Annotated in this window: 26 protein-coding genes; 11 read left to right on the top strand and 15 right to left on the bottom strand. The window is 67.6% G+C overall.

The window, feature by feature from the left end; all coding sequences use genetic code 11:
* Nucleotides 1–191: 191 nt before the first annotated feature.
* On the bottom strand, nt 192–590 hold the full coding sequence (locus A37U_RS55130; RefSeq protein WP_083934011.1) for an alpha/beta hydrolase fold domain-containing protein: 399 nt from the start codon (nt 588–590) through the stop codon (nt 192–194).
* Nucleotides 591–1,080: 490 nt separating this feature from the next.
* On the opposite strand from A37U_RS55130, the gene A37U_RS0129885 reads away from it, so the two are divergent.
* Nucleotides 1,081–1,368 carry a hypothetical protein gene (locus A37U_RS0129885; RefSeq protein WP_020500347.1) on the top strand — a complete coding sequence of 96 codons (288 nt, stop codon included), beginning with the start codon at nt 1,081–1,083 and terminating at the stop codon, nt 1,366–1,368.
* 107 nt (nt 1,369–1,475) lie between these two features.
* Nucleotides 1,476–1,943 (top strand): hypothetical protein, encoded by a 468-nt coding sequence (locus tag A37U_RS0129890; RefSeq protein WP_020500348.1) that lies wholly within the window; start codon nt 1,476–1,478, stop codon nt 1,941–1,943.
* Between the two features lie 159 nt (nt 1,944–2,102).
* On the opposite strand, the gene A37U_RS50360 is transcribed toward A37U_RS0129890, so the two are convergent.
* On the bottom strand, nt 2,103–2,474 hold the full coding sequence (locus tag A37U_RS50360; protein WP_240437719.1) for a plasmid stabilization protein: 372 nt from the start codon (nt 2,472–2,474) through the stop codon (nt 2,103–2,105).
* A gap of 142 nt (nt 2,475–2,616) precedes the next feature.
* On the bottom strand, nt 2,617–3,255 hold the full coding sequence (locus A37U_RS46070) for an SsgA family sporulation/cell division regulator (RefSeq protein WP_157183114.1): 639 nt from the start codon (nt 3,253–3,255) through the stop codon (nt 2,617–2,619).
* 145 nt (nt 3,256–3,400) lie between these two features.
* On the opposite strand from A37U_RS46070, the gene A37U_RS0129900 reads away from it, so the two are divergent.
* On the top strand, nt 3,401–4,702 hold the full coding sequence (locus tag A37U_RS0129900) for an NAD(P)/FAD-dependent oxidoreductase (protein ID WP_020500350.1): 1,302 nt from the start codon (nt 3,401–3,403) through the stop codon (nt 4,700–4,702).
* 155 nt (nt 4,703–4,857) lie between these two features.
* On the opposite strand, the gene A37U_RS0129905 is transcribed toward A37U_RS0129900, so the two are convergent.
* From A37U_RS0129905 to A37U_RS0129920, 4 genes are all read right to left on the bottom strand, one after another.
* Nucleotides 4,858–5,139 carry a GlsB/YeaQ/YmgE family stress response membrane protein gene (locus A37U_RS0129905; protein WP_040589144.1) on the bottom strand — a complete coding sequence of 94 codons (282 nt, stop codon included), beginning with the start codon at nt 5,137–5,139 and terminating at the stop codon, nt 4,858–4,860.
* Between the two features lie 134 nt (nt 5,140–5,273).
* Nucleotides 5,274–7,217: a YhgE/Pip domain-containing protein gene (locus tag A37U_RS0129910; RefSeq protein WP_020500352.1), complete on the bottom strand. Its 1,944-nt coding sequence runs from the start codon at nt 7,215–7,217 to the stop codon at nt 5,274–5,276.
* A 25-nt stretch (nt 7,218–7,242) separates the two neighbouring features.
* Nucleotides 7,243–7,911 (bottom strand): ABC transporter ATP-binding protein, encoded by a 669-nt coding sequence (locus A37U_RS0129915; protein WP_020500353.1) that lies wholly within the window; start codon nt 7,909–7,911, stop codon nt 7,243–7,245.
* 149 nt (nt 7,912–8,060) lie between these two features.
* Complete coding sequence (locus A37U_RS0129920) at nt 8,061–8,465, bottom strand: DUF2267 domain-containing protein (protein ID WP_020500354.1); 405 nt, start codon at nt 8,463–8,465, stop codon at nt 8,061–8,063.
* Nucleotides 8,466–8,634: 169 nt separating this feature from the next.
* On the opposite strand from A37U_RS0129920, the gene A37U_RS0129925 reads away from it, so the two are divergent.
* Nucleotides 8,635–8,847, top strand: a complete 213-nt coding sequence (locus A37U_RS0129925) for a hypothetical protein (RefSeq protein WP_020500355.1) — start codon at nt 8,635–8,637, stop codon at nt 8,845–8,847.
* Between the two features lie 367 nt (nt 8,848–9,214).
* On the opposite strand, the gene A37U_RS0129930 is transcribed toward A37U_RS0129925, so the two are convergent.
* Together A37U_RS0129930 and A37U_RS46075 are read right to left on the bottom strand one after the other, a co-directional pair.
* On the bottom strand, nt 9,215–10,144 hold the full coding sequence (locus A37U_RS0129930) for a DMT family transporter (RefSeq protein ID WP_157183115.1): 930 nt from the start codon (nt 10,142–10,144) through the stop codon (nt 9,215–9,217).
* Between the two features lie 210 nt (nt 10,145–10,354).
* Complete coding sequence (locus A37U_RS46075) at nt 10,355–10,693, bottom strand: cupin domain-containing protein (RefSeq protein WP_020500357.1); 339 nt, start codon at nt 10,691–10,693, stop codon at nt 10,355–10,357.
* A gap of 66 nt (nt 10,694–10,759) precedes the next feature.
* On the opposite strand from A37U_RS46075, the gene A37U_RS46080 reads away from it, so the two are divergent.
* On the top strand, nt 10,760–11,209 hold the full coding sequence (locus A37U_RS46080; protein ID WP_020500358.1) for a MarR family winged helix-turn-helix transcriptional regulator: 450 nt from the start codon (nt 10,760–10,762) through the stop codon (nt 11,207–11,209).
* Nucleotides 11,210–11,249: 40 nt separating this feature from the next.
* Here A37U_RS46080 and A37U_RS0129945 read toward each other — a convergent pair whose 3' ends face one another.
* Genes A37U_RS0129945 through A37U_RS0129955 form a run of 3 tightly spaced genes read right to left on the bottom strand, consistent with a single transcriptional unit; the run spans nt 11,250 to nt 14,235 of the window.
* Nucleotides 11,250–12,131: an N-acetylglucosamine kinase gene (locus A37U_RS0129945; protein ID WP_020500359.1), complete on the bottom strand. Its 882-nt coding sequence runs from the start codon at nt 12,129–12,131 to the stop codon at nt 11,250–11,252.
* The gene (locus tag A37U_RS0129950) at nt 12,128–13,117 is read right to left on the bottom strand and encodes a Gfo/Idh/MocA family protein (protein WP_020500360.1); all 990 of its coding nucleotides are present in this window, start codon (nt 13,115–13,117) and stop codon (nt 12,128–12,130) included. Before A37U_RS0129950 ends, A37U_RS0129945 begins: the two co-directional genes overlap by 4 nt.
* Before the next feature lie 17 nt (nt 13,118–13,134).
* Complete coding sequence (locus A37U_RS0129955) at nt 13,135–14,235, bottom strand: Gfo/Idh/MocA family protein (RefSeq protein ID WP_020500361.1); 1,101 nt, start codon at nt 14,233–14,235, stop codon at nt 13,135–13,137.
* Nucleotides 14,236–14,423: 188 nt separating this feature from the next.
* On the opposite strand from A37U_RS0129955, the gene A37U_RS0129960 reads away from it, so the two are divergent.
* The 6 genes from A37U_RS0129960 to A37U_RS0129985 are packed head-to-tail and all read left to right on the top strand — an operon-like array spanning nt 14,424 to nt 21,125.
* Nucleotides 14,424–15,638, top strand: coding sequence for an ROK family transcriptional regulator (locus A37U_RS0129960; protein WP_020500362.1), 1,215 nt, complete (start codon nt 14,424–14,426; stop codon nt 15,636–15,638).
* A gap of 48 nt (nt 15,639–15,686) precedes the next feature.
* On the top strand, nt 15,687–17,009 hold the full coding sequence (locus A37U_RS0129965; protein ID WP_020500363.1) for an extracellular solute-binding protein: 1,323 nt from the start codon (nt 15,687–15,689) through the stop codon (nt 17,007–17,009).
* A 4-nt stretch (nt 17,010–17,013) separates the two neighbouring features.
* Entirely contained in the window at nt 17,014–18,000 is a 987-nt protein-coding gene (locus tag A37U_RS0129970; RefSeq protein WP_040589103.1) for a carbohydrate ABC transporter permease, read from the top strand.
* A gap of 5 nt (nt 18,001–18,005) precedes the next feature.
* Nucleotides 18,006–18,836 carry a carbohydrate ABC transporter permease gene (locus tag A37U_RS0129975; RefSeq protein WP_040589149.1) on the top strand — a complete coding sequence of 277 codons (831 nt, stop codon included), beginning with the start codon at nt 18,006–18,008 and terminating at the stop codon, nt 18,834–18,836.
* Nucleotides 18,837–18,852: 16 nt separating this feature from the next.
* The gene (locus tag A37U_RS0129980) at nt 18,853–20,127 is read left to right on the top strand and encodes a Gfo/Idh/MocA family protein (RefSeq protein ID WP_020500366.1); all 1,275 of its coding nucleotides are present in this window, start codon (nt 18,853–18,855) and stop codon (nt 20,125–20,127) included.
* Nucleotides 20,124–21,125, top strand: a complete 1,002-nt coding sequence (locus tag A37U_RS0129985; protein WP_020500367.1) for an SIS domain-containing protein — start codon at nt 20,124–20,126, stop codon at nt 21,123–21,125. The genes A37U_RS0129980 and A37U_RS0129985 overlap by 4 nt, the downstream gene beginning before the upstream one ends.
* Before the next feature lie 3 nt (nt 21,126–21,128).
* Here A37U_RS0129985 and A37U_RS0129990 read toward each other — a convergent pair whose 3' ends face one another.
* From A37U_RS0129990 to A37U_RS0130005, 3 genes are all read right to left on the bottom strand, one after another.
* On the bottom strand, nt 21,129–21,593 hold the full coding sequence (locus tag A37U_RS0129990) for a PPOX class F420-dependent oxidoreductase (RefSeq protein ID WP_020500368.1): 465 nt from the start codon (nt 21,591–21,593) through the stop codon (nt 21,129–21,131).
* Between the two features lie 608 nt (nt 21,594–22,201).
* Nucleotides 22,202–22,858 (bottom strand): response regulator, encoded by a 657-nt coding sequence (locus tag A37U_RS0130000; protein ID WP_020500370.1) that lies wholly within the window; start codon nt 22,856–22,858, stop codon nt 22,202–22,204.
* A complete protein-coding gene (locus tag A37U_RS0130005) occupies nt 22,846–24,006 on the bottom strand; it encodes a sensor histidine kinase (protein WP_040589105.1) in 1,161 nt (386 codons plus the stop codon). The genes A37U_RS0130000 and A37U_RS0130005 overlap by 13 nt, the downstream gene beginning before the upstream one ends.
* Nucleotides 24,007–24,117: the final 111 nt, after the last annotated feature.

Below are 24,117 nucleotides of genomic sequence, written 5' to 3' on the forward strand. Positions count from 1 at the left end.
GGACCCACGCCTGGTGATCCTGGCTGCCGATCGGGCCGACATGCGGCGTGTTCGTCGATCCAGTCGACGCTGAGCTCGGCGATATCGTCGTTGCTGGGCACGTGTACTGGGCGAGATCATCGTCGATCACGTGCCCCGGTGCGCGGATCGAGAATTCCGTTCTCGTGCAACGCCCCTGGAAAGCCCCATGGTCATGCCGCCGAGGAGCTGTGAGCGTGCGGTGACCGGATTGATGATCCGACCGGCGGCGAAGGTGCCGTGCAGGCGGCAGACCTGGATCTCGCGCGTGTCCGCGGACACCCGGCGGGCCGGAGCCGCTGTGCTGCGGCGAGCGCGAGCGCAGCACCGGCGGAATCGCCGGCGAGGAAAGCTGTCCGAGGCCCCTGGGTTCGACGGACAGCGTGGTAGGAACGCTCGACCACCGGCAGTATCGTTGAACTGTCGTAGCGCGGTGCGCGCGGGTAGATGGGAAGCGTTACCCAACAACCGTGCTCACTTGCCGGTCGTGCGGCGAAACGCCGATGATGCGGCTCGATTGCATGCGAGGAATCCGTCCGCGCCCATGGCTTCCGCTTCCCCTGGCCCACCACGGGAAACTCGGTCGTGCAGGGCTGTGTGCTCCCTCGTACTCCCCGACGAGGTCTTGCCGGTAACCGAGTCCGCGGTGCGCTCGGTGGTCAGGATCGGCGAGTGATCGGCCGCAAACGGGGTAGTACTCAAGCACCACTACCCGAGAGGAGCATCAGGATGACCACCACCGGGCCAGCTATCGTGCGGGTAAACCGCACAATGCCACCACTGCCGTGCGCGGAGTGCGGCCGCTCGCAGGCTCACATCGCCTACCTGGTGGGAGACGACGGGCTGCAGGTCGGGACCACCGTACTCTGCGGCTCCTGCCACAGTCCCGGAAAGGCTCGACCGAGTTTTCTCGGTGCCTTCGGCACACGCATGCGAGACTTCCGGGGCTGATCGTTCCGCGGCGGACTCTTCATCGACCACGCCCGGCATGCATGACCGGGTCATTTCCGGGGTACCGCGTCAGGCACCCCCTGAACCGGTAACGACAGAGGAGGTCGACGCATGAGTGAGTTGTCCCCCAGCGAACGCCGCCATCTCGGCGAGATCGAAGAACAGCTCACCGAACAGCTCACCAGGCGGCAATTGTTGCGCTTCACGCGTGCCCGTGGTTTTCGCCGCGTCCCGTGCCACCCGATCGCTTTCGCCGTGGCGCTGGTGATCGGAGTCAGCGGACCACCGACGACCGTACTGCTGGGCACACTGGTCGGCGCCAATATCGGTATGGCAGCCGCTATAGCGTTGGCGGCCCTGTTGACCGTGGTGATGCTGGCCGGCGCTGATTGGGCGTGACCATGCGAAAAAGCCGCGTAACGCGGGAGGTCTGCCATCGGCGACGTGAGCCGATCGCTGAGCCACACCTGGTGTGCGCCGGCCCCCGGACACCGACGAAGATCCTGGTGGTCGATCCTGCCGGCCAGGCCAGCCGGGGGCTGCTGCCCGGTTCCTGGCGCGAGACCGCGCGTCGAACCGGTATCGCCTGGTACCGACTGATGAACCGCAGTATTCATGAACTGCTCGAGAACCGCGCCCTCCACGAATTCCTCGGCGACGCGGAACGCGTGCATCTGCTCACGGCCGGTCGGTGCGCCGTGTCCGTGCTCGCGCTGGCCGCCGTACACGCGCCACGGGTGCGATCACTGTTGCTCGCGAATCCGCTGCCCTCCACGAGCCTTCGGTTCGATGCTGAGGATGAGTTCGAGAACCAGTGGCAGCCGCTGTGGTCACTGTTGAAACGCAGCGGAATCCACATCGACCTGCTGCGCCCGCCATACCGGCGCCCATCGACCGGGATCGCACCGCTTGGGCTACCCGAGATCGTCTCCCGCGTGAACACTCGACTGGCCATGGCCGACGAGAGGAGCTAGTGCTCCTGCTATCCGGCAAATTTTCCGGGCGGCTGAGCGAAGCTACGCGACCAAGATTCCGGGTCAGCGTAGTGTTCCTCTGAATTCGATCACCTGAAACTCTTCGGCGCGCCGAACCCGGGCCCCTGCATGCTTGGGTAATCGTTGGCGACCCGTCGATCAGCGGCCAAGAGCCTGTTGCAGCTGGTGCTTTGTCATGGTCGAGCGGCCTTTGATATTGCGTTTCTTCGCGTCATTGTAGAGCTGTTCTTTGGTAGGCCCACCACTGGGGCCGAGACGTTTCCCGGAGCGGTGCCCACCGCGTCGTTGCGGGGATTCGCCGTGTTTCGATGTCGCGCTGGCTTGTTTCGCCGCGCCGGACCGTGCACGGTTCTTGTTCACGGTGCGTGCGGCAATTTCCTCGGCGCGCCCTTCGCTCGCGCCGCGGTCGAGCTGAGAGGTCTTGATGTCTTCGTACTGGCGGTTCGACTTCGCACCCCATTCTTGCTGACGCGGGTCACGCTGTTGTCGACGAGGCGTTTGCCGTGGCATGGTCGTCCTCCTTGGCGACGTATACAGTCGTTCGATGAAGCGGACAGTGTCGCGCCGTGCTGTGGATTCCCCGTTCTTCACCTGCTCAAACCACCATGATCAGGCCAGGTCGAGGATGGCCGTGACCAGGACCAAAAACCGGCTACGGCCGGTTAATCGAATGCGGCCACGGATAGTGGTCGAATTCCGCATCCACGATCGCCTGTGCGCGTTCGGCATCCACCTCTTGATAAGTCTGATCGACGAACGTTTTCAACTCCTCGATATTCGCGAGGAACCGTGTCGCTCCACGCCCCGGTACAGAGACCTCCACCAGGACGGGACCGTCGGCGAGTGGCCGGAAGCGAATGTCGCCCTCGCCTGCGGGAGCGGCGAGGCCTTCGACAAACAGCTGCCTGGCGAACGTCCAGTGGACCCAGCGTTCCTCGGTGATCCGGAACGCCAGGTGTATCGCCCAGGGATCCCACTCGTAGTAGGCAAGATCGACCTCGATGGGCACGGTTGTCCTGCCCCCGGTCGACATCTCGAACAGGAGAGTTCTTTCGGCCGTCACCTCGTAGCGCATGGTGGTTCCGCCTCCGGTGATCTCGAGGTTCGCCCCGTCCGGCCACACCGTGTTGGTTGCCCTGACAGCGGGGGAAATACCCCGGTATCGGACGGGCAAACCTGTTGTGGGAACCGGCACCGCCTGAAGAGCCTCTCGGTGTGTTCCGGCGCGGCCGGACCCCGGCGTTCCGGCCCGGCCGGCCGGAGCACCGAGATCGCCGACCTGGACGACCAAGACCGGTACTCTGGCCTGGTCTCCAGGCGCCGGTGGCGATCGATCACCTGCGGTTGTGTGGCCGGGGTGAAGAAGCCGACATGTGTTCGTGACGGGCAGACTCTAGGGTGGGGTCTGGAACTCGTCACGGATAAGGTGCGGATCGATGACCGAGGAGTATCACCGGGTGGTGATCGTAGGCGCGGGCTTCGCCGGCGTCACGGCCGCGAATGAACTTGCCGCCAAGGGGATCGATGTCCTGTTGATCGACAGGAACAACTACCACCAGTTCCAGCCGTTGATCTACCAGGTGGCGACGACCCAGATCGCGGTCACGGATGTGGCCCGGCCACTGCGGGCGATGTTCCGCCGCACACCATCGGTATGCGTCAAGACCGCCGAAATCACCTCGATCGACCCGGGCGAACGCGCGGTCACCACTGCGGATGGGATCACCTACCGCGGCGGATTCCTGATACTCGCTGCGGGGGCCGAGGCGAACTTTTTCGGCATTCCCGGAGCCGCCGAACACGCGTTTCCCCTCTATTCGGTCGACGATGCGGCCAAGTTACGTTCGCGTTTCCTCGGTGCCCTCGACGCCGCCGACCGCGACGAGGCCTATATCGACAAGGGTGCGCTCAACGTGGTCGTCGTCGGTGCGGGCCCGACCGGTGTCGAGACCGCGGGCGCGGTAGCCGAGAGCATGCGCAGCGCCGTACCCGCCTACCTGTCCCCGGCGCTGGCCGCTTCGGGGCGGGTCTACCTGGCCGACATGCTGCCCTCGGTCCTGACCCCATTCAGGGAGCGGTCGCAACGGTATGCGGAGGCGAAGCTGCGCGAAGCCGGTGTCGAACTCCGGCTCGACCTCGGCGTGACCGAGGTCCGCAAGGACGGCGTGACGCTCTCCGATGGCACCGAGATCCTCTCCCGAACCGTCGTGTGGGCAGGTGGTCTCAAGGCAAGCTCGCTGCTTTCCGATACCGGACTGCCGCTCGGCAAGGGAGGACGGGTCGAGGTCGCCCCCGACCTGACCGTGCCCGGGTTCGAGGGCGTCTACGCACTCGGCGACTCGGCCAATATTCCGGACTCCGCGGGATCTCCGCTGCCCCAGCTCGGTTCGGTCGCCCAGCAATCCGGCCAGTGGGCGGGACGCAATATCCTCGCCGAACTCGAAGGTAAGCGGCGCACCTCCTTCACCTACCGCGACAAGGGAATCATGGCGATGATCGGCCGCGGCGCCGCAGTCGCCGAGTTGGGCCGTGCCCGGTTCCCGCTGCGCGGTCTCCTCGCTTTCTTGGCCTGGCTCGGCGTCCATGTCGTTCTGCTGTCCGGGATCCGCGAACGGGTCGGCGCGATCATCAGCTGGGTGTGGGACTACTTCACCACGCGCCGCCCCCAGATCGTGGTCGACCGCCCGGACTACTACCACATCGACTGGGACGATCCGCCGGACCGGACTCGAACTTAGCGAGCCCGTCTACCGGGCGGCGCGGTCGAGCCGGACCTGACCGGTGCGGCAGCATCGCATCCGGTGACCGGCGAGATCCCGGCGCGGACCGGTCGCTGACCTGCCGGAATCCGGGCAGTCGGCTGTGCGGGACCTCTCGGCGAGGGAAACAGGGGTCAGCGTGCCGAACGGGATCGGCCGCCGAGCAAGTGTGCGACGAGCCGGTAGATCAGCAGCAGAACCACGGCACCGAGCAAGCCCAGTCCCCAGGTACGCAGATCGAAGAAACTGCCGAGATCGGTGTGCAAGAAACGACGGCCGAGGAAACCGCCCAGCAGGGCACCGGCCACACCGATCAGGAGCGTCACGATGACACCACCGGGGTCGCGACCGGGCAATACCAACTTCGCCAACGCGCCGACCACCAGTCCCAGCACGATCCAACCCAGAATGCCCAACTCGGTCACCATCCTCTCGTCATTCGACCGATCCTCACGCCATTCCCGCGCCGCGAAGCTGCGAAACCATGTTCGGTGACCGATCCTCGCGCCGGACGAACGCTGCATACCGCGAGGAACGGACGCCGGATGCGTCAGAGTTCGACATCCGGGTGCAGCCGCGAGACGGTCCAGATACGTTGCCGCCGGATCGCGAGTGCGGTCAGGGACAAGAACAGTACGCCGAACCCGGCCAGCACGCCGAAATCGCGTATCAGATGCGAGGTGAGGCCGCCGGAGATGGTGATTCGCAGTCCGTCGATGAGATAGGTCATGGGCAGGACCGGGTTGAGTGCCTGGAAAAACCCGGGTGCGGTGGGCATCGGATACAGTCCGCCGGACGAGGTCAGCTGCAGGATGAGCAGCACGAGGGAGAGAACATCGCCCGGCACGCCCAGCGCGGTACGCAGAAAGTGGTCGACCGCGACGAAACTCGCCGCGCCGACGGCCAGCAGTAAGACGGTCAGCCAGGCGTGTACCGGGTCGAGGCCGAGGCCGAGATCGACCACGGTATAGAGCACCAGCGCACCCGCGATCCCGAGAGCGGCGGCGGGCAGCCAACCGGCGAGGGCGAGCGTGGAAGCACGGACTCTGGCGGCAAGGGCACGGAGATTGACCGGACGCAAAAGCAGATACGCGAACAGGCCGAACACCCATAATGCGATACCGAAGAAGAACGGCGCGAGACCGCGCCCGTACACGCCGGCGGGATGCAGGTTGCTCCGCTCGATGTGCACCGGTGAGCTGAGGACTTCCGCCGAGCGGGCGACCTGGTCGGGATCGGTCGGCGGGATTCGCTTCCGGCTGTCGTCGACCGTGCCCGCCAGATCAGTGGCGGCATCGCGAGCCTGATCGGCGGCTGTGTGCAAGGTACCCGAGCCCTGGTGCAGGACGTCGAGCCCGCGAGTCAACGTGCCCGCACCGGCGGTCACCGTATGCGAGCCGGTGTCGACCAGGTGCACGGGTGTCTGCAGGTCGAGCACCTGTCGCTGCAGGGAGCCGGTTCGCGACTGGATATCCCTCGCCTGCTGCAGTGCCTCGTGCGCTTGCCCGGCCGCGCTGCCGGATTGCGCGTCCACGCGGCCGGCTCCGGCATCGAGCTGCTTCGCGTGCTCGATGGTTCTCGCGTACAGCGGGTCACCGCGCAGCTCGGGGTGCGCGTTCGCGAGCCCGTTCAGGTCCGCGACACCGCGTCCGGTCTGCTGCTTGACCCCGGCGGTTCCCGCGTGCACGGTATCGAGCCCTTGGCTGGCGAGTCGTGCCGTGTCGACAAGGCCACCGGTCACCGCGGGCAGGGCCTTGGCCGCCGTGCCGGTCAGCTTGCCTGCCATGGTGTCGAGCCGACCCGCGGCTTCGGCGATCTGGCCGGTACCCTCGGTGATCTGACCGGCGCCGGTGTGCAGCGCGGCGGTCCCCGAGGTCAGGCTCGCACTGCCCTCTTCGGCGACCTGAGTGGCTCCCACCAGCCGGTGAGCACCGTCAGAGGCGGTCGTGAGTTTATCGCGTATCCCGGACAGCTCACCGTAGATACTGCGCACGTACGCGGCGTGCGCGGCCGCATTGACCTGGTCCTGGAGTTTGGTCTGCACGACTTCCGTCATGATCCCGGCCAGATAGTTGTTCGCATCGTTGAGCCCGATCATGATCCCGGCGTGCTGCGGGTCCGGATTCGCGGCGGTGGCCAGCTTGGCGCTGAACTCCGGCGGAATGGTCACCGTGAAGAAATACCGGCCGTGCGCCAGCCCGTCCCGGGCATCGGCAGCGTCGGTGACGTTCCAGTCGAACGTTTTCGATGCTTTGAGCTGCTGGACGATCTGACCGCCCGCGTCGACTCGCTGGCCCTGGCTGGTGTGCGCCAGCTGGTCCTGGTCGACCACCGCGACCGGTACCCGGTCGATCTTGCCGTACGGGTCCCAGTTGGCCCAGAGGTACGTGGCTCCATACAGCAACGGCACCAGGATCAGCACCACGGGCACCACCTGCCGCAGCGGTCCACGAAAACGGCGGAGCTCCAGCCAGGCCAGCTTGATCGCGGTCATATCTGCCCATCCCTCGCTCGGCGACTCACGGATTCGGTGGCAACCGGTCCTCGCTGCGCCGCGGTAACGCAACCAGAACCGGCGGAACAGCCAACCTCGGCGGTGGGGTCACGGTGCTGGCCAGCACCGTGACCCCCGTGCGGCATACCCGCGCCAGCGCCTGCCACACCGTGTCGCGCTGACCCGCGGTGCAGTCGGCATCGGCGTCGTCGACCAGTACCGCGGCAGGGCGCTGCGCCAGCGCCAAACCGAGCGCGAACAATATCCGATCGTCCGAGGACAGTTCCCCGACGAGCGCACCGGCCCGAGGGGCGATATCCAACATCCCGAACGCCTCCCGCATGCGCTCGTCACTCGCGCCAGGACTGATCCAGCGTCGTTCTGCCATCACCTCGCGCACCCGCAGCCGCGGTTCGAGCAGCCCGGCGGGTCCGGCCGAGGCCACCGCTACGAGCTCACGTACCCGGCGCTCCTCGCCGGGCAACCGGTGTGCACCGACCCGCGCCGCCCCGGTGGCCGGTCGCATCCGGCCGGACAGCGTCAGCAACAGCGAGCTGCGCCCCGAACCGCCAGGACCGTGTACCACCAGGAGTCCGGCCGCGGGAACGTCGACATCCACGCCCTCGAACACCGGCCCGCGCCGCCCCCGCACGCTCAACCCGCGTGCGGTCAACGCGACACTCTCGGCACACATCCCAGTCACGATAACCAACGGATCAGGATTCGCCTTCCGCTCGGCACGGCGAGTTCATGGATTCCGCACTCCGGGTACCTGGGAAGGAGGGCCGGTCAAGAAGCGACGAGAAACCTGGGCAAAAGCCGCGCCGCGTGGAGCGGAAATCGTCATGATCGCTGCTCGTCGATCGGCGCCGTCGTGAGTAGATCCTGCCGGTAGTCGGCAGGCAGTTGTGCGATGAGGTCGTCGAATTCTCCTCGGGACACACCGGCCTTGAGAGCGGCGACGACCGCACGAGCGTGCTCGCGGGCGGCGTCTTGCGTACAGCCACGTCCCTCCGCATCGCCGACCCGGCGGCAGAACTCTTCGAGCCCGAACGTTCCCCGGCCGCCGGATTCCGGAAGCGCCTCGGCGACCGACGGTGGCAGCTGTGCGGCGAGGTCAGCCGGTTCGTTCCCGGCCAGGCGCTGACCGAGCACTGTCAAGGTGGCTTCGGTGGCGTTCCGCGCGTGCTCGTCATCGCTGAGGCCGACCGTACGCCGGACCGCCGCGATGATCTCGTAATCCTTCATGACGCCTCCGTCCAATGGAAGACAGGTACCGTCGGCCGGGTACCACCACCGGAGTCCGAATACACCTCCTCGAGTCCTCTCCGGCGGCTTTCCACTTCCCTGTGCGAGGTTTCGCCGGCGCGTTCGGTGGGCACACCAAATCACCGTAGGACCCAGGTAAGGAGCATCGATGCGGCGTCTGATCGACATACTCTTGAATCGGCGAGGAACCACGCACCCGGCCGAGGCAGACGTCTCGGGTGATCCTACCGTGCCCTCGAAGCGTTCCTCAGGGGCAGAAGACCCGACCGGCGACTCCGACCCGGCGGTCGGCAGCGAGGTCGGGGTGGATTCCGGTTATGCCCACGAGACCGGCGCGGAGGCACGCGCCGAACAGGAATAGCTCGCCGGGAGAAAGGCCGTCGGCGCTGCCGTTCCCGGCCTGCGGTTCCGTTCGATCAGGGTAGCTCGCCCGCCAGCGGATCGGTCTGCCGTGGGCTCGTGTAGACGGGCTTTGGCGGACATCCGAGGCAGCCCCCGGGTTGTCGTCCACTGTGCTGAGCTGCTGACTCAATTCGGTGAGCCAGGGATGCCTCAGCCCCAATCGCAGCCTCCTCGGCCCGCTGTGCGCGGTGCAGAACTACACAGCGCCCATTTCTTGGCCTTCTTCCCGCTCGCCATCGCACGCGCCTTTCATCCCTCGCAGAGAGCCGCTCGGCCCGTCCCGACTCGCCGTATTAACCGGTGAAAGACGCACCGTAAACACGGTGTCAGGAAGACCCGCGGGACCCTGCGGTGTTCCCGAGGTCATGACCGGTGTCGTGGCGCGCATCGGGATCGAGCAGCGGCGAACGCGACAACAACACCGTGGCCGCCCCGATCATGACGGCGCCGCCCACCGAACCGAGCAACCACCATCCGGTACGCCCTTGCTCACCGAATACCGCCAACCCGAACACCACCGAGACCGCGGGATTGGTCAGCGTGAACCCAGGCTGCGAGGCGACAAGATTGCCCGCCTGCAAAGCGTTCTGCAACAGGAAAAACGAAACCGGTCCGAGAACGATGATGCCATAGGTCTGCCCAGCAGCAAACAGGTTCGTTCCCGCGGCCACGGCTGCGCCCACGCCCGCGATGAGCGAGGAATTCAGCCCGAACGCCGCCCCCGTAGCTACTCCGAGCAGCGCCGCTCGGTGCTCGTGTCTGCCGCGGTAGCCGATCAGCACCAGCAGCGCGATGCCCGCCGCACACCCGCAGGCACCGAGCAGCCACCAGGAGATCGGCGCTGACCTCGGGTTGCCGCCGTGCGGGCTCAGACACGCCAAGAGTGCGGCCAGACCAATTGAAGCCAGGCCGATCGCCACCCAATCCCGTGCCCGCATCCGCAGCCCGAAAACCCACGAGGCCAACAGCAGCGTCAAGGGCAATTCCGCCACGAGCAACGGCTGCACGAGCGCGATCTCCGAGACCGAAATGGAGATGGCGTGTGTGATGAAACCGGCGAGCATCACGCCAATCCCCAGCAGCCACACCGGCCTGCGCAACAGGTCCGAGAACATGGTCAGAGAGAACGCCTTCCGTTCCGGCTCCGCTCGCGCGGCTTTCCGCTGCAGCACCGAAGCTATCGCGTTGAGCATGGCGGCCAGTACCATCAGTGCGATACCGAGCACAGACTTCGTCTCCTTCTGCTGCCAGCCCATCAGTGGACGCTTCTCGCCGGTTACCCGCGACACCCCACCGGGAAACTCCGCGCACGGTGTGGTGAATACCATCCCCGCCCCGACACGAAGGCGACCGGACTGATGATGCGGGCAGCGGCCGCGACGAGCTCACCACCGAACACGCCCTTGCCATCGATGCCGCCGTGGACCTACCCGACGCGCGAACGGCCATCCTGCCCGTAACCCCGCCTATACCTCCGGAACAAGGATTGGCTGCCCCGGCTCGGTGACATAAGCGACAAGGATCTTGGCACGCTCTGCAGTGTCATTGCCGGCATCCAGGTGCAGATGCTCACGAGGTTCGAACCAGTGCTGCCCGGCTTCGTACCGCTGCACCGGCTCACCCTCCATCCGAGAAGTGACTCTTCCCTCCAGCACATAAATCAGCTGCCAACCGGGATGACGGTGCGGCGGCGTATGCACTCCGGCCGGATATTCGACGGTCAGCAACCGGATCTCTTTTCCCGGCAACCCGTCAAGAGGCCAGCTCCCGATTTCAGTGATGATGCTGCCTTGCCGCTCAGCCATGACACACTCCAAGTATCAGTTCATCTGACACATATTTCTTATCAGGCTAGCTGATACGCTGCAAGAGTGAAACAGGACGATGCGAGGCAACGGTCCCGCGGCGAACACGGCAACCTCGGCTATTTGATGCGACTGGCCCAGCAATCGCTGCACGGTGCGCTGACCGAGAAACTGGACCCGTTCGGGCTGTCGGTACCGCAATACGGAGCGCTGAGCGTGTTCGACGTGACCCCCGAGCTCTCCTCGGCCGAGTTGGCGCGATTCGCAGCAGTGAAACCACAGAGCATGAACACGATAGTTCACCAACTACTGGAACGCGATCTCCTCGAGCGCGGCCCGGCCCCCAACCACGGCAAGATCGTGCTCCTCCGGCTGAGCAAACGTGGCCGCAAACTGCTCGACCGTGCGACCGCGGCCGTGCGTATCGTTGAACAACAAGCCCTGCAAGGGCTCTCCGAACCGGAAAGACAACTGATCCTCACCTGGCTTGCGCGAACGATCACCGTCCTCGACTAGCGGTCGGCCGCTTTCTTGGCTGATTCCCCGGCGGCCCGGCTCAGCCGTCCAGTAACTGTGCGGCCAGCGCGAGGGCACCGGCGACCGGCTCGCCCCGGTACAGGCACAGGGTGAGGTCGAAGCGTTCGCGAAGCAGATCGCCGATCCGGGCGGCGAGCCTCGGCTGGTTGACCAGCACGCTGCCGCCGCCGATGACCCGGCTGAACCGTCCACCCTGGACGAGAAGGTCGCCGATGTTGTCCACAAGGGACTGTGCGCCGGATTCGATCGCGGCGAGCGCCGCCGGTGAGCCCTGTCCGGCCACGGCGTGGACCTGGGGTGCCCACTCGGCCCAGGATCGCGCGGGCCGGCGTTGCATCCGGCGTTTCACCTCGCGCAGCGAATCGGCCCCGGCCAGTCGCAGCAGCACCGGAAGCAGCGGATCCCCGTCGAGTTCGCCGCGATCCTGGGCGTGGTGCAGCGCCCGCACCGCGTCCCGGACGGTGCCCCAGGCGGATCCGGGGTCACCGAGCAGCCAGCCCCAGCCCCCGGTGTGCAGTGCCCGCCCTTCGTGGTCCCAGGCGACCGCGACGGAACCGGTGCCCACGACCAGACCCGCGCTCGGCGCCGATTCCGCGGCGATGAGCAGAAACGCGTCGTTGACCACCCGGACCGGCGCACGCAACCGGGCCTGCACCGCGATGCGCAGCTGCTCGCATTCCGCTTCGGAGTCGCAGCCGTGCGCGCCGAGTCCCACGGCCGAGGGCGGGGTGCCGGTGAGCTCACCGAGCCAGGATTCCACGGCCCGGGCCTTGTCCTCGACCCCGAGCGCGGGCCAGTCCTCGGCCGAATGTTCGGCGCGCGCGAGCACGGTGCCGTCCGGGCGGGCCAGGCGAAGCCGGGTCCGGGTACCGCCCGCGTCGATCCCGAGCAGTACGGTCACGAGGTTTTCCGTGCGGTGGCGTAGAAATCCAGGCAGGCTGCCAGCGTGGCCCGCGCGGTGTGCACCGTCGCCGAAGGCTGCGCGCCGTGGCGCAGCACCGCGAGCAGGGCGTCCAGGTTGCCGAACGGATCCGGAGGCAGCGCCGTGAAAGACCATTCGCCACCGGCATCGGCCACCCCGAGGGACATCGAGTCGTAGTAGATCGCGCCCGCGCTGCCCACCAGCTGCACCCGGTTACTGGAACAGCCCGGCGGGGCGATCCAGGTGTCCTCCACGCCGACCACCGCGCCGTTGCCGAGCACCACGGTGGCGTGGCCGTAGTCCTCCACCGGGAGCTCCGGATACGCGAGGTTGGTCACGGTTCCGGTGATGGACGCGATCGGCGAATCGAACAGGTGCCGCAACCGGTCCAGGTGGTAGACGGAGTGGTCGATCCAGCCGCCGCCGGGAACGCAGGCGGGATCGGCGAACCAGCCCGGTGCCTCGGACCCGGGCCAGGATTTCGGCAGTCCACTGTGCATCGAGAAGGCGCCACTGCGCAGTTCGCCGATCCGGCCGGAACGCACGAGCTCGGCCAGCCGCCTGCTCAGCGGCGAATCCCGGCGCGCTTCGCTTGGCACATAACAGATCCCGGCCTGCTCGACGGCTTCGACGACGGCGTCGGCCTCGGCGAGGGTGCGCGCGAGCGGTTTCACCCCGATGATGTGCTTGCCCGCCCGCGCGGCGGCGATCGTCAGCGCGGGACTACGTTCCAGGCTCGGGAAACACGCGATCGCTTCGATTCCGTCATCGGCGAGCACCGCTTCGAAGTCCGTGCTGGTGCGCACCCCGCCGGTCAGCCGGGAGACGTGCGTGGCGCGTTCCGGATCGGGATCGGCGATCACCCGCAGATCCACCGCGGGGTCCGCGGCCGCGCGCTCGGCGAGCGGGATCGCCGCGTACCAGTGGTCGAGCCCGAGAATGCCGAGCCGAACGGGATTGTCCATGGGTTCGCTCCAGGATTTCAGAAGGTGGTCGACAGGTCCACGAATCGCCCTTCGCGGGCGGAGGTCGCCACGCCCAGCATGATCTCCAGCGCATGCCGGGCGTGTTCGGCGCTGAGCACCAGCGGTGCGTCGTCGAGCAGCACATCGGCGAGGTGCGCGAGCAGCAGTGCCCTGCCGTAGGTGGCGCGGCGCTCATCGGCGGCCAGCGGCAGCTTCGGCTGTATCCAGCCGTCCACCCCGGGGACCGCGTCGGCCCGGTACACCTCGACCGCGGGGCCGTCCGGGGTGAGCAGGTTGAGCACCCCGCGCCTGCCGAACAGCTCGACCTTCGGGCTGCGCGCCGCGTGCACGTTGAACGTCCCGTCCACAACGGCGAACGTGGATTCCCCGAAGTCCAGCAGGAAAAGGCAGTTGTCCGGCGCGGTCACCGGCATCTCCAGCCCCTGGAACGGCCCGGCACGCACCACCCTGCTCGGCTCGGTGATCCCGGCGAACGCGGCGACCCGCCTGGCCGGGCCGAGGATCCCGGTGATCTCGTGGATCCCGTAGACCCCCATGTCCAGCAACGGTCCCGATCCCTCGCGGTAGAACCAGCTCGGATCGGATGGCCAGCCCTTCGGCCCGCCACCGGGTCCCGCGTGCGAGCTGCGCACCCTGGCGAAGGCGACCTTGCCGATCGCGTCCGCGCGCACGAGTTCCGCCGCCCGGGCATAGGGTTCGTGCAGCAGATCCGGCGGAGCGCACACCACGGTCCGCCCGGTCTCCCGCGCGGTCGCGATCAGTTCGTCCGCCTCGGCCATCGTCGCCGCGAGGGGTTTCTCGCTCACCAGATGCAAGCCGTGGTCCAGGATCGTGCGCGAGGTCTGCGCGTGCACCGGGATCGGGGTCAGGTTCAGCACCGCGTCGAGCTCGGCATCGGCCAGCATCGCCTCGAGCGAACCGTAGGCGTTCGGGATGCCGTACTCCGCGGCCACGGACTCGGCGAGTTCCGCGTCCACATCGGCGATCGCGGTGATCCGAACCCGGTCGGCCAGGTGGTGCGTGTTCGGCAGCACGCCGTAGGAGACCGTCGCGATACCGCCGCTGCCCAGGATCCCGACCCGCAGTGGTACACCCATGGCCGCTCCACCTTCCCTGATACAGAAACGTTTCTTGCCAGATAGTACAGAGACGATCGTCGCCATGCCAGACTGTCATTTCCCTGTTCACAACATAAACGGACGATCAGCGGTAACCTCTTGCGCTTTTCGGTAAGGAAACTTTATGGTTATGCGACACGGTTGGCGCGAACGCGAGGAGGAACGTCGTGGCGGTGCGCGGAACCCCGTCCTGGCTCGGGGACCAGAACGCGGCCCTTGCCTTGCGGTTGCTGCTCGACGATGGTCCGCTGAGCCGCAACAGCATCGGGGAACGCACCGGACTGTCCAAGCCGACCGCCGCGCAGATGGTGTCGCGGCTGGAGGAAAAGGGGCTCATCGAGGCAGTCGGCGAGGAGTCGGCGGGGCGCGGGCCGAGCGCGGTGGTGTACGGCGTGCGCAAGGACATCGCCTACGGGGTGGCGGTGAACGTCGACCAGGACGGGGTCCGCTCGGCCATTGTCGACCCACTCGGCACCCGGTTCCCGGTTGCCGCCCGGTCCGCGGCGGAGATGCGCGGCAAACGAGGTGCGGCCAAGGATGTGGCGAACGCGGTGCTGCGTGCCTGCGAGTCCGCGCAGGTCGAACTCGCCGCGGTGCGCCAGGTGTGCGTGGGCGTGCCGAGCAGCATCGATCCGCGCACCGATCAGCTCAGCTCGGTGGAGGCGCTGCCCGGCTGGTCACGCACCAGCATCCGGCAACGGCTCGAGGAAGCCCTCGGCTGCGAGGTCCAGGTGGACAACGATGTGAACCTCGCCGCCGTCGCCGAGCGGGAGACCGAGGCGTTCGCCGGGAACGCCACCTTCGCGCTGATCTGGGTCGGCTACGGGGTCGGCCTCGCTGTGGACGTGGCGGGCACCCTGTTGCGCGGCGCCTCCGGGGGCGCCGGTGAGATCGGCAATCTCCCGGTGCCACACGGGGTTTTCGCGCCCGGAACCGAGGCAGGCGATCTGGAGGAACTGCTCGGCGCCGGGGCACTGGACCGGATCGGGCGGGAAACCGGCTGGTCGGAGCGCGCCTTCGAACAGGCGCTGGCCGGTGACGCACTGCCCACCGAAGTGCTCACCGCGTTCGCCCCACTGCTCGCCCAGGCGGTGATCCCGGTGCTCGGCGTGCTCGACCCGGAGGTCGTGGTGCTCGGCGGCCCGGTCGGACTCGCCGGTGGCGCCGAACTCGCCCGGCTGACCAGCGCGGCGATCCGGGACCACACCCGGTGGAACCCGGAACTCATGCCCAGCCAGACCGAGGGGGACGCGGTGCTCGACGGTGCCCGCATCCTCGGCACCCGGTATCTGCGTAGCTACCTCACCGAGCGCGCCGGTTCCACCGAGTCCACACAGGACCGCTCGCGCATCATCGCCGGCAATCTGCGCCGCATGAGCTGATCACGCAGCGGGGCGCCGAACACCGTCCCAGACCATAGGAGGTCCGTGGTGCGAGCAACGAAGCCGGCCACAGCCATCCCGGCGGTCGCCCTGGTCGCCGCGCTGATCCTCACCGGGTGCGGTATCGGCGCCGACGAGCCGGTCGCCAGAACCGCACCGCGGGAACTGACCGGGACCATCCAGCTCTGGCACCACTACACCGATCGGGAGGCCGCGGTGATCCAGTCGGTGGTGCGCGATTTCGAACGACTGCACCCGGGCCTGCACGTGAATGTCCACAGTGGACAACAGGACACCAAGATCACCCAAGTGGTTTCCTCCGGCGGGGATGTGGATGTGATGCTCACCAACGTCAACTCCACGCTCGGCACACTGTGCAAGACGATGGCCGATCTCGCGCCCTACATGGCCCGGGATCACGTGCGCGCGGCCGATTTTCAGGGCACCTTCGCCTCGGCCACCGCGTTCGACGACCGCCGGTGCAGCCTGCCGACCACCTCGGATGTGTACGGGCTGTACTACAACAAACGGCTCCTGGGGCGGGCGGGCTACCACGACCCGCCGAAAACCCTGGACGAGCTCGGCAGGATGGCGCTGAAGCTCACCACCTACAACCCGGACGGCTCGATCCGCACCCTGGGCTTCGATCCGCTGATCGGGTTCGGGCAGAATACATCCGGTACGGTGAGCGCCACCTCCGGGGCGCGGTGGATGCGCGGCACCGAAGCCACCACCGCCGCATCCAGGCAGTGGCACGAGATCCTTGCCTGGCAACGGGATCTGGTGAAAAAGATCGGGTACCGCAAGCTGAAGGCGTTCACCGCGGGACTCGGTGACGAATGGTCGGCCAACAACCCCTTCCAGACCGGGCGGATCGCCATGGCGCTGGACGGCGAATGGCGGGTCGCCTTCGTCGATGAACAGGCACCGCACCTGGACTACGGCACCGCACCGTTTCCGGTGCTGGCCGGTAGCGGACAACCCTACGGCGGGGGCTATGTCTCGGCGGCCGATATCGGGATGAGCAAGCAGTCCGGGCACAAAGAAGCCGCGTGGGCACTGGTGAAGTTCCTGACCACGAACACCGGTGCCGCGGTCAAGCTCGCCAATGGCCTGAAGAACATTCCCACCCTGCGCCGCGCGGCGGACTCACCGGAACTGGAGGCCGGCCCGCAGTACCGGATGTTCATCGAGGCCTCGAAACATCCGGGCGCAAACACCAGCCCGATCACCGAGATCGGCGCCACCCTGGTCGCCACGATGAACGATTTCTGGACCACATACCAGGAAAACGGCGGGAACCTCGACGAGGGACTGCGCGCGGTGGACACCGATATCAACAACGCGCTGAGCCTGCGCAGGCAGAAGTGACACCATGACCAGTACCCGGAGTCTCCCCCGGCCCTCCGTCGCGAAACCACGACCCGCGATGCGCACCCGAAGCCTGCTCGCCTCACGGCTGCCGGTGTGGTCGATGATGATACTCGGGCTGATCGGTCTCGCGGTGTTCTTTCTCTACCCGCTGCTGGCGAACCTGTACTTCTCGTTCACCAACTATGATCTGGCCGGCGCGCCGCACTGGACCGGGCTGCGCAACTACGTCTACCTGTTCACCCAGGATTCCCGGGTGGGCAAGGCGGCGCTGAACACCCTGTGGTTCGTGGTGATCCTGGTCCCGGTGCGGATGGTGTTCTCGCTCGGCATCGGATTGCTGTTGTCCCGGCGCAAAACGGCGCGGGGGTTCTGGCGCACGGTGTTCTATCTTCCCGCGCTCGTGCCCCCGGTCGCCTCGGTCGTCGGTTTCGTGTTCCTGTTCAATCCGGGCACCGGGCCGATCAACGCGGTACTGCGGCACCTGGGGATCACCGGTCCGCTGTGGTTCAACGATCCGGCGCTTTCCAAGCCCTCGTTGTTGTTGCTCGGGCTCTGGATGGCCGGGGATGTGATGGTGATCTTCCTGGCCGCGCTGCTCGACGTGCCCAAGGATCAGTACGAGGCGTGCGAGCTCGACGGCGCGAACGGCTGGCAGCGGCTGCGGTTCGTGACGCTGCCGAACATCCGGCCGGTGCTGTTGTTCTCCGCGGTCACCGGGGTCATCGCCGCGCTGCAGTACTTCACCGAGGCCGCAGTCGCCTCGATGATCGCGAACGGGAAGACCGGGATCGACGCGGGCACCGATCAGTTGCTCGGCTATCCCGATGATTCGCTGCTCACCTACACCCAGTGGATGTACGTGCAGGGCTTCAACAGTTTCCAGCTCGGCTACGCCTCCACCATGGCCGTGGTGCTGTTCCTCATCGCCGCCGCGGTGATGGCGGTGCTGCTGCGGCGGGCCGGGCTGTTCACGAAAGCGCAGGGGTGACCGCGATGACCGTGCGGAAACGAGTCCTGACGGTGTTCGCCGAGCACGCGATCCTCATCGCGCTCGGGATCATGTTCCTGGTTCCGGTGGTGTTCGTCGCGCTGACCTCGGTCATGAACAGCGGGCAGACACTGACCGGCGCGCTGTGGCCGAAACCGTGGGAGTGGTCGAACTATCAGCGTGCCTTCGAGAAGGCCCCGGTCGCGTCCTGGTTCCTCAACTCGCTGCTCTACGCGGGCGGTTCGACGCTGTTCATGCTGGTGTCCTCGGTGCCGATGGCCTATGTGCTCGCCCGGGTGCGGATCCGGTTCGCCAACCCGATCTTCTTCGCGGTGATCGTGGCGATGCTGTTGCCACCGCAGGTGATCCAGGTGCCGATCTACGTGCTGTGGGCGCACCTGCACCTGGTCGGCACGCTGTGGCCGCTGGTGCTGCCGCACCTGTTCGGGCACGCGTTCTCGATCTTCCTGCTGCGCCAGTTCTTCCTGACCATCCCGCAGGAGTACACCGATGCGGCGCGGATCGACGGCAACGGGGAATGGGGAATCCTGACCCGGGTGATGGTGCCGATGGCGAAACCAGGAATCGCGGCGGCCTCGATCTTCATGTTCTTCCAGTCCTGGAACGACTACTACGGCCCGCTGCTGTACACCTCGGAGAACCCGGACAACTGGCCGATCGCCTACGGGCTGGCCAGTTTCCACGGCACGCACAGCACCGACTGGGGCGTGATCATGGCGGTCACCGTGCTGGCCACGCTGCCGGTGGTGGTCGTGTTCTTCTTCGCCCAACGGGTTTTCGTGGAAGGCATCACGCTCACCGGCGTCAAAGGGTAGGAATGATTGGAGAGCAATGGCGGAGAAACCGCTCGGCATCGGGATCATCGGATCCGGGTTCATCGCGCACTTCCACGTGCGGTCCTGGCAGTCGGTGCGCGGCGCGGACATCGTGGCGGTGGCCTCGCGCTCGGCCGAACGGGCCCGGGAACTCGGTGCCTATGCCGAGAATCTCGGTGTCGGCCGGGACGTCCGCGGTCATCAGGACATCGCCGAACTCGTGCGCGACGAACGGGTGGACGCGGTCTGGGTGCTGACCCCCAATCACACCCGGGTTCAGGTCATCGAGCAGATCTGCGCGGAAGTACGCTCCGGGCGGGCGAGCCTGCGCGGGATCGCGGTGGAGAAACCCCTCGGCCGCAACCTCGCCGAGGCACGTGCGGTGGCCGAAGCGGTCCATGCGACCGGAATCCCGCATGGTTACCTGGAAAACCAGGTGTACGCGCCGCGGCTGACCAGGACGAGGGAACTGATGTGGGCTCGCGGTGCCCGGCGTTCCGGCTCCCCGTATCTCGCGCGGTGCACCGAGGAACACTCCGGCCCACACGCCCAGTGGTTCTGGGACAGCGAGGCCCAGGGTGGCGGCGTACTCAACGATCTGATGTGCCACTCGCTCGAAGCGGGCCGGTTCCTGCTCACCCCGCCGGGCACCGATCCGGACCAGTGGCTGCGGCCGGTCTCGGTCACCGCCACCATCGCCTCGCTGCGGTGGGGCCGGGACCGCTATGCCGCGCAACTGGCGCAGGCCTACCCGGGTTTGCAGGATTACCGGCACGATCCCGCGGAGGACTACGCGAGCGCCACGTACACCTTCGTCAACGGGGATGGCGAACCGGTGATCGTGGAAGCCATGACCTCGTGGGGATTCATCGGTTCCGGGATGCGGCTGTCCTTCGAACTGCTCGGCCCGGAGTACTCGATGAACTCGAACTCCCTGCGCGGTGACGCGGACGTGTTCTTCTCCGGGCGGCTCGGCGATGATCCCGATGCGGGCGCGGAGGAGATGCTGGAGAAGCAGAACGCCGAGCAGGGCCTGATCCCGGTCATCGCCGACGAACCGGCCAGTTATGGCTACACGGCGGAGAACGCGCACCTCGTCCGGATGTTCAGCGCGGGACAACAGCCCGCCGAATCCCTGGACAGCGGGGTTTCGGTGACCGAACTGCTGATGGCCGCCTACTACGCGGCGGAAACCGAGACGGTACTGCGCTGGCCGGTGGACCTGGCCGAGTACGTACCCGCCGTGGCGACGCGCACCTGGCACCCACGCGGACGAAGGGATCGACCATGACCGGCTTCGGTTACCAGGACGGGCGCGCGGACCAGCTCGCCGCGCTGGCCGAACTCACCCGCACCCTGCCACAACGGCTGGCACGGCGGGAATTGCCGCGCCCGGAGAGCCGGGTGCTACTCGCCGGGATCGGGGCCAGCCATGCCGCGCTCGCTTCCCCGCTCTACCACTTGCGCGCGGGCGGGATCGACGCGATGCGCACCGACTGCTCGGATTTCCCCGCAACCGCACCGGTTCCCGCGCTCGTGCTCGCCGTCTCACAGAGCGGGCGCAGCGCCGAGACCACCGAGCTGATCACCCGGCTGGGCGCAGCTGGTGCACATACCCTCGCGATCACCAATGCCGAGCAGAGCCCACTGCGCGAGGCGGCGCGGGACTGCCTCGCGCTCGGGGCCCGGCGGGACAGCCGGGTGTCCACGGTCGGATTCGTGCTCACCTACGCCGCACTCGCCATGCTCACCGAACTGCTCACCACCGGTGCCGTGGACGCGCGCTGGACCGGGCTCGCGGACCGGATCGCCCACGCCGTCACCGAAGCCACCCCCACCATCGCCGAATTCGGCACGGCCATCGCGGATGCCGGATCCGTGGATGTGGTCGCCGCGGCCGAATCGCTGAGCACGTGTGAGGAAACCGCGCTGTTGCTGCGCGAAGGCCCACTGGTGCCCGCGGCCGCCTACGGAACCCGCGGATACCTGCACGGTCCGGCGGACTCGGCGAGCACCCGGACCGCGCACCTGCTGATCGGCGGCGACCGGGAACTGCGCCTGGCCGGTCAGCTCGCCTCCGCGGGGACACGCGTGCTCACCGTGACCGAAAGCGCGGCCGAACCGAACGGCGGCTGGGCGGTGCAGGTCCCCACCGGGCTGACCGCACCGCAACGCGCCCTCGCCGAGATCTGCGTGCTGCAGGAGCTCGTCTCGGTCCTGGCGCACGAGCGAGGGGTGCCGATCGACGATCCGGTGTTCCGGCAGGACGACACCAAGATCGCCGGATGACCGTCAGCCCTCCGCGAGGTCCGGCGGGAAACCTCCGGTGGCGATCGGGCCCCAGCGGTCGATGCTGACCCGGATCAGGGATTTGTTCTGCCGGGCCATCGCCGCGCGGTATTCCGCCCAGTCGGGGTGTTCACCGGAGATGCAGCGGAAGTACTCGACCAGCCCGTCCAGTGCCTCGGGCATGTCGAGTACCTCCGCGTTCCCGTCCACCTGGACGTACGGGCCGTCCCATTCCGCGGAGAGCACGCACAGCGAAACGTGCGGGTTCCGCCGGATGTTGTGCGCCTTCGCCCGCTGCGGGTAGGTCGAGATGACGATCCGGCCCTGCGGGTCGACCCCGCAGGTGACCGGGGACAACTGCGGGGTGCCGTCCCCGCGGGTGGCGACGAGCACGGCGCGGTGCCGCGGGGTGATGAACTCCAGCAATTCCGGTCGTTCGACGGTCTCGCTGGTGGCGATCCGGGGCATGAGTCCTCGATTCGTACGGTGTCTGGAAACCCGCCGGAACCTACCGGGGACCCCCGATCGTAGCGTCGTTGTCGAACGCTTCGAGCCGTTCCGCGATGGAGCCGTCCTCGGCATCGGTGAGACTGCGGGCCCGCACGGGGCTCGCTGACCGGGATGTCGGGCAGCCAGCCGGGCAGCGCCGGAACCCCCGATGAGCTGCCCTACACGGTCCGCGGACACCGGAAGCCCGGTACTCGCGCCCGGTGTCGCCACGGGGTTCTCCTCGATGCGGCTCGGCCGGGTGGCGCCGGGAATGATCGCGGTCGGGAGCACCCGGGACCCGGCCTGGCAGGACGCCGTCATCGCCTCCTGCACCACGACCGCGCTCGTGCAGAAAAGCATGGCGAGCGCCACCACCGAGGACATCGAGGTGCGCGGCCTGACCGGCGAGTTTCCGCGGGCCCGGCTACCGTCGCGGTTCCAGATCGATCGCGGCGACCACGCGACTCCTCTCCACCATCCGGCACCACCCGTGGCACGCCGATTCTCCCATCATGCCCGAATTCCCGAGTATGAAACGGGATCGGGCGGCAATGCGGCCAGCTCCACGGACGCCGTCAGCACACGATTCAGGCGAGGTCGCTGTCGTGCACCAGAAGCGCGATCTGGGTGCGGTTGCCGACTTCGAGTTTTGTCAGGATCTGGGTGATGTGCGCCTTGACGGTGGCCACGCTCATGTAGAGGGTGGCGGCGATCTCGGCGTTGCTGACGCCCTCGGCGATGGCGAAGGCGACTTCCCGTTCCCGGGCGGAGAGTGCGCGCAGCGCTTCCCGTGCCCGCTCCTGGGTTCCGGATTTGGCGACGACGCGGTCCATCAGCTGGCGGGTGATCTTCGGGGAGAGCACGGCCTCGCCGGTGGCGACCTGGGTGATCGCTTCGACGATCTGGGTGGGCGAGGAATCCTTGACCAGGAACCCACCCGCCCCGGCGCGCAGTGCGGCGAGCACGTTGTCGTCGGTGTCGAACGTGGTCAGGACGAGGATTTCGGGCGGCCTGTGGCTGGAGCGCAGCCGCTCGGTCGCCTCGACGCCGTTCATCCGCGGCATCCGCAGGTCCATCAGCACGACATCGGGAGCGTGCTCATGGACGGCCGTGATCGCCTCGTCCCCGTCCGCGGCCTCCCCCACCACGGTGATGCCGCCCGCCCCATCGAGCATCATCACCAGTCCCGCGCGCACCAGCGCGTCGTCGTCGACGATGAGTACCCTGATGGTCACCCGGTCCATGGTAGCCAGGACCGCAGGCGGAATTCGCCGTCGCCCGTGTAGTGATCGAGGCTGCCGCCGGCGAGCCGGGCCCGCTCGGTCAGTCCGATCAGCCCGGTGCCGCTGCCCGGGACGAGCGGGGCGGCCGGGGCCGGGAGCGGGTTGCTGACCTCGATGGTCAGACCGAGCTGCGGCGCTCCACTCAGCGTGACGTGCACCGGCTGGTCGGCGGCGTGTTTGCGGGCATTGGTCAGCGCCTCCCGCACGATCCGGTACGTGGTCCGGCCCGCGGTCGCGGGAGCCGCCTCGAGCTCGGTGACCGAGTCCCGCAGGTGCACGACCATCCCGGCCTGGCGCGATTCCTCGATCAGTGCGGGCACGTCGGCCAGCCCGGGTTGCGGGCCGCTGATGCTCCCGGAGTTCTCGTCCTCGCGCAGCACGGCGATGACGTCCCGGAGTTCGCCGAGGGCGTCGTGCACGCCGGTGCGGATGACCGCGGCGGCCTTGGAGAGCCGTTCGGGCGCGGAGTCCGGGCGGTATTCGAGGGCACCCGCATAGGTCGCCACGAGGGAGAGCCGGTGGGCGAGCACATCGTGCATCTCCCCGGCGATCCGCCTGCGCTCGGCGGTGCGCGCCTCGGCGACGCGGCGGCCCTGCTCGTCTTCGGCGCGCTGGGCCCGCTCACGCAGCGAACTGATCAGCGCGTGCCGTGCCTGGGTGAGCGCGCCACCGGCCACGAGCGCGGCCTCGCCGAGCACCACGAGCAGGATCCACCAGCCGATCGGCAGCCCGTCGATCGGCTGCCACAGGCCACGCAGGACGTGCGCGGCGACCCCGATGATCCCGACCACGACGGCGGCCGGGAACCGGCGCTGCCGGGCCACGTACACGGTGCCCAGGGTCGCCGCGGGCGTCGCCGCCCAGGACACGGCGGCGAGCACGGCCATCCCGACCGCACCGAGCACCGGCTTGCGCAGCAGCACGGGCACGAGCGCGCAGCACACCACCCCGACCGCGACGTCGATGGCCAGCAGCGGCATCGCGGCGCCCGCCTCGTACCGCCCCCATACGGTCGCGGACATCAGTACCGCCATCGCGGCGATGATCCGCACGATCATGGCCATATCCGCTGGTCTCGGTTCAGCCGGGGAAAGGGCGAGGGACGTCATGCATGGCTCCAGAATAGTCGCCGATCCAGACCGGGTGGCATAGACGAAAGTCGACGTCGTTCTCGACCCGGGTCGAGAACATCGCCGACCGCCGACCGAGGCGAAAATCCC

Source organism: Sciscionella marina DSM 45152 (genome assembly GCF_000379465.1).
Lineage (GTDB): Bacteria > Actinomycetota > Actinomycetes > Mycobacteriales > Pseudonocardiaceae > Sciscionella > Sciscionella marina.

What these genes read in the sequence shown, in the direction of transcription:
- A37U_RS0130000 (WP_020500370.1), bottom strand. Translation starts at nt 22,858, where the DNA reads ATGGACCGGGTGACCATCAGGGTACTCATCGTCGACGACGACGCGCTG.
- A37U_RS0129985 (WP_020500367.1), top strand. Translation starts at nt 20,124, where the DNA reads ATGACCGGCTTCGGTTACCAGGACGGGCGCGCGGACCAGCTCGCCGCG.
- A37U_RS0129975 (WP_040589149.1), top strand. Translation starts at nt 18,006, where the DNA reads ATGACCGTGCGGAAACGAGTCCTGACGGTGTTCGCCGAGCACGCGATC.
- A37U_RS0129950 (WP_020500360.1), bottom strand. Translation starts at nt 13,117, where the DNA reads ATGGACAATCCCGTTCGGCTCGGCATTCTCGGGCTCGACCACTGGTAC.
- A37U_RS46075 (WP_020500357.1), bottom strand. Translation starts at nt 10,693, where the DNA reads ATGGCTGAGCGGCAAGGCAGCATCATCACTGAAATCGGGAGCTGGCCT.
- A37U_RS0129955 (WP_020500361.1), bottom strand. Translation starts at nt 14,235, where the DNA reads ATGGGTGTACCACTGCGGGTCGGGATCCTGGGCAGCGGCGGTATCGCG.
- A37U_RS0129885 (WP_020500347.1), top strand. Translation starts at nt 1,081, where the DNA reads ATGAGTGAGTTGTCCCCCAGCGAACGCCGCCATCTCGGCGAGATCGAA.
- A37U_RS0129970 (WP_040589103.1), top strand. Translation starts at nt 17,014, where the DNA reads ATGACCAGTACCCGGAGTCTCCCCCGGCCCTCCGTCGCGAAACCACGA.
- A37U_RS0129980 (WP_020500366.1), top strand. Translation starts at nt 18,853, where the DNA reads ATGGCGGAGAAACCGCTCGGCATCGGGATCATCGGATCCGGGTTCATC.
- A37U_RS0129900 (WP_020500350.1), top strand. Translation starts at nt 3,401, where the DNA reads ATGACCGAGGAGTATCACCGGGTGGTGATCGTAGGCGCGGGCTTCGCC.
- A37U_RS0129930 (WP_157183115.1), bottom strand. Translation starts at nt 10,144, where the DNA reads ATGGGCTGGCAGCAGAAGGAGACGAAGTCTGTGCTCGGTATCGCACTG.
- A37U_RS0129925 (WP_020500355.1), top strand. Translation starts at nt 8,635, where the DNA reads ATGCGGCGTCTGATCGACATACTCTTGAATCGGCGAGGAACCACGCAC.
- A37U_RS0129910 (WP_020500352.1), bottom strand. Translation starts at nt 7,217, where the DNA reads ATGACCGCGATCAAGCTGGCCTGGCTGGAGCTCCGCCGTTTTCGTGGA.
- A37U_RS0129920 (WP_020500354.1), bottom strand. Translation starts at nt 8,465, where the DNA reads ATGAAGGATTACGAGATCATCGCGGCGGTCCGGCGTACGGTCGGCCTC.
- A37U_RS50360 (WP_240437719.1), bottom strand. Translation starts at nt 2,474, where the DNA reads ATGCCACGGCAAACGCCTCGTCGACAACAGCGTGACCCGCGTCAGCAA.
- A37U_RS0129915 (WP_020500353.1), bottom strand. Translation starts at nt 7,911, where the DNA reads ATGTGTGCCGAGAGTGTCGCGTTGACCGCACGCGGGTTGAGCGTGCGG.
- A37U_RS0129990 (WP_020500368.1), bottom strand. Translation starts at nt 21,593, where the DNA reads ATGCCCCGGATCGCCACCAGCGAGACCGTCGAACGACCGGAATTGCTG.
- A37U_RS0130005 (WP_040589105.1), bottom strand. Translation starts at nt 24,006, where the DNA reads ATGACGTCCCTCGCCCTTTCCCCGGCTGAACCGAGACCAGCGGATATG.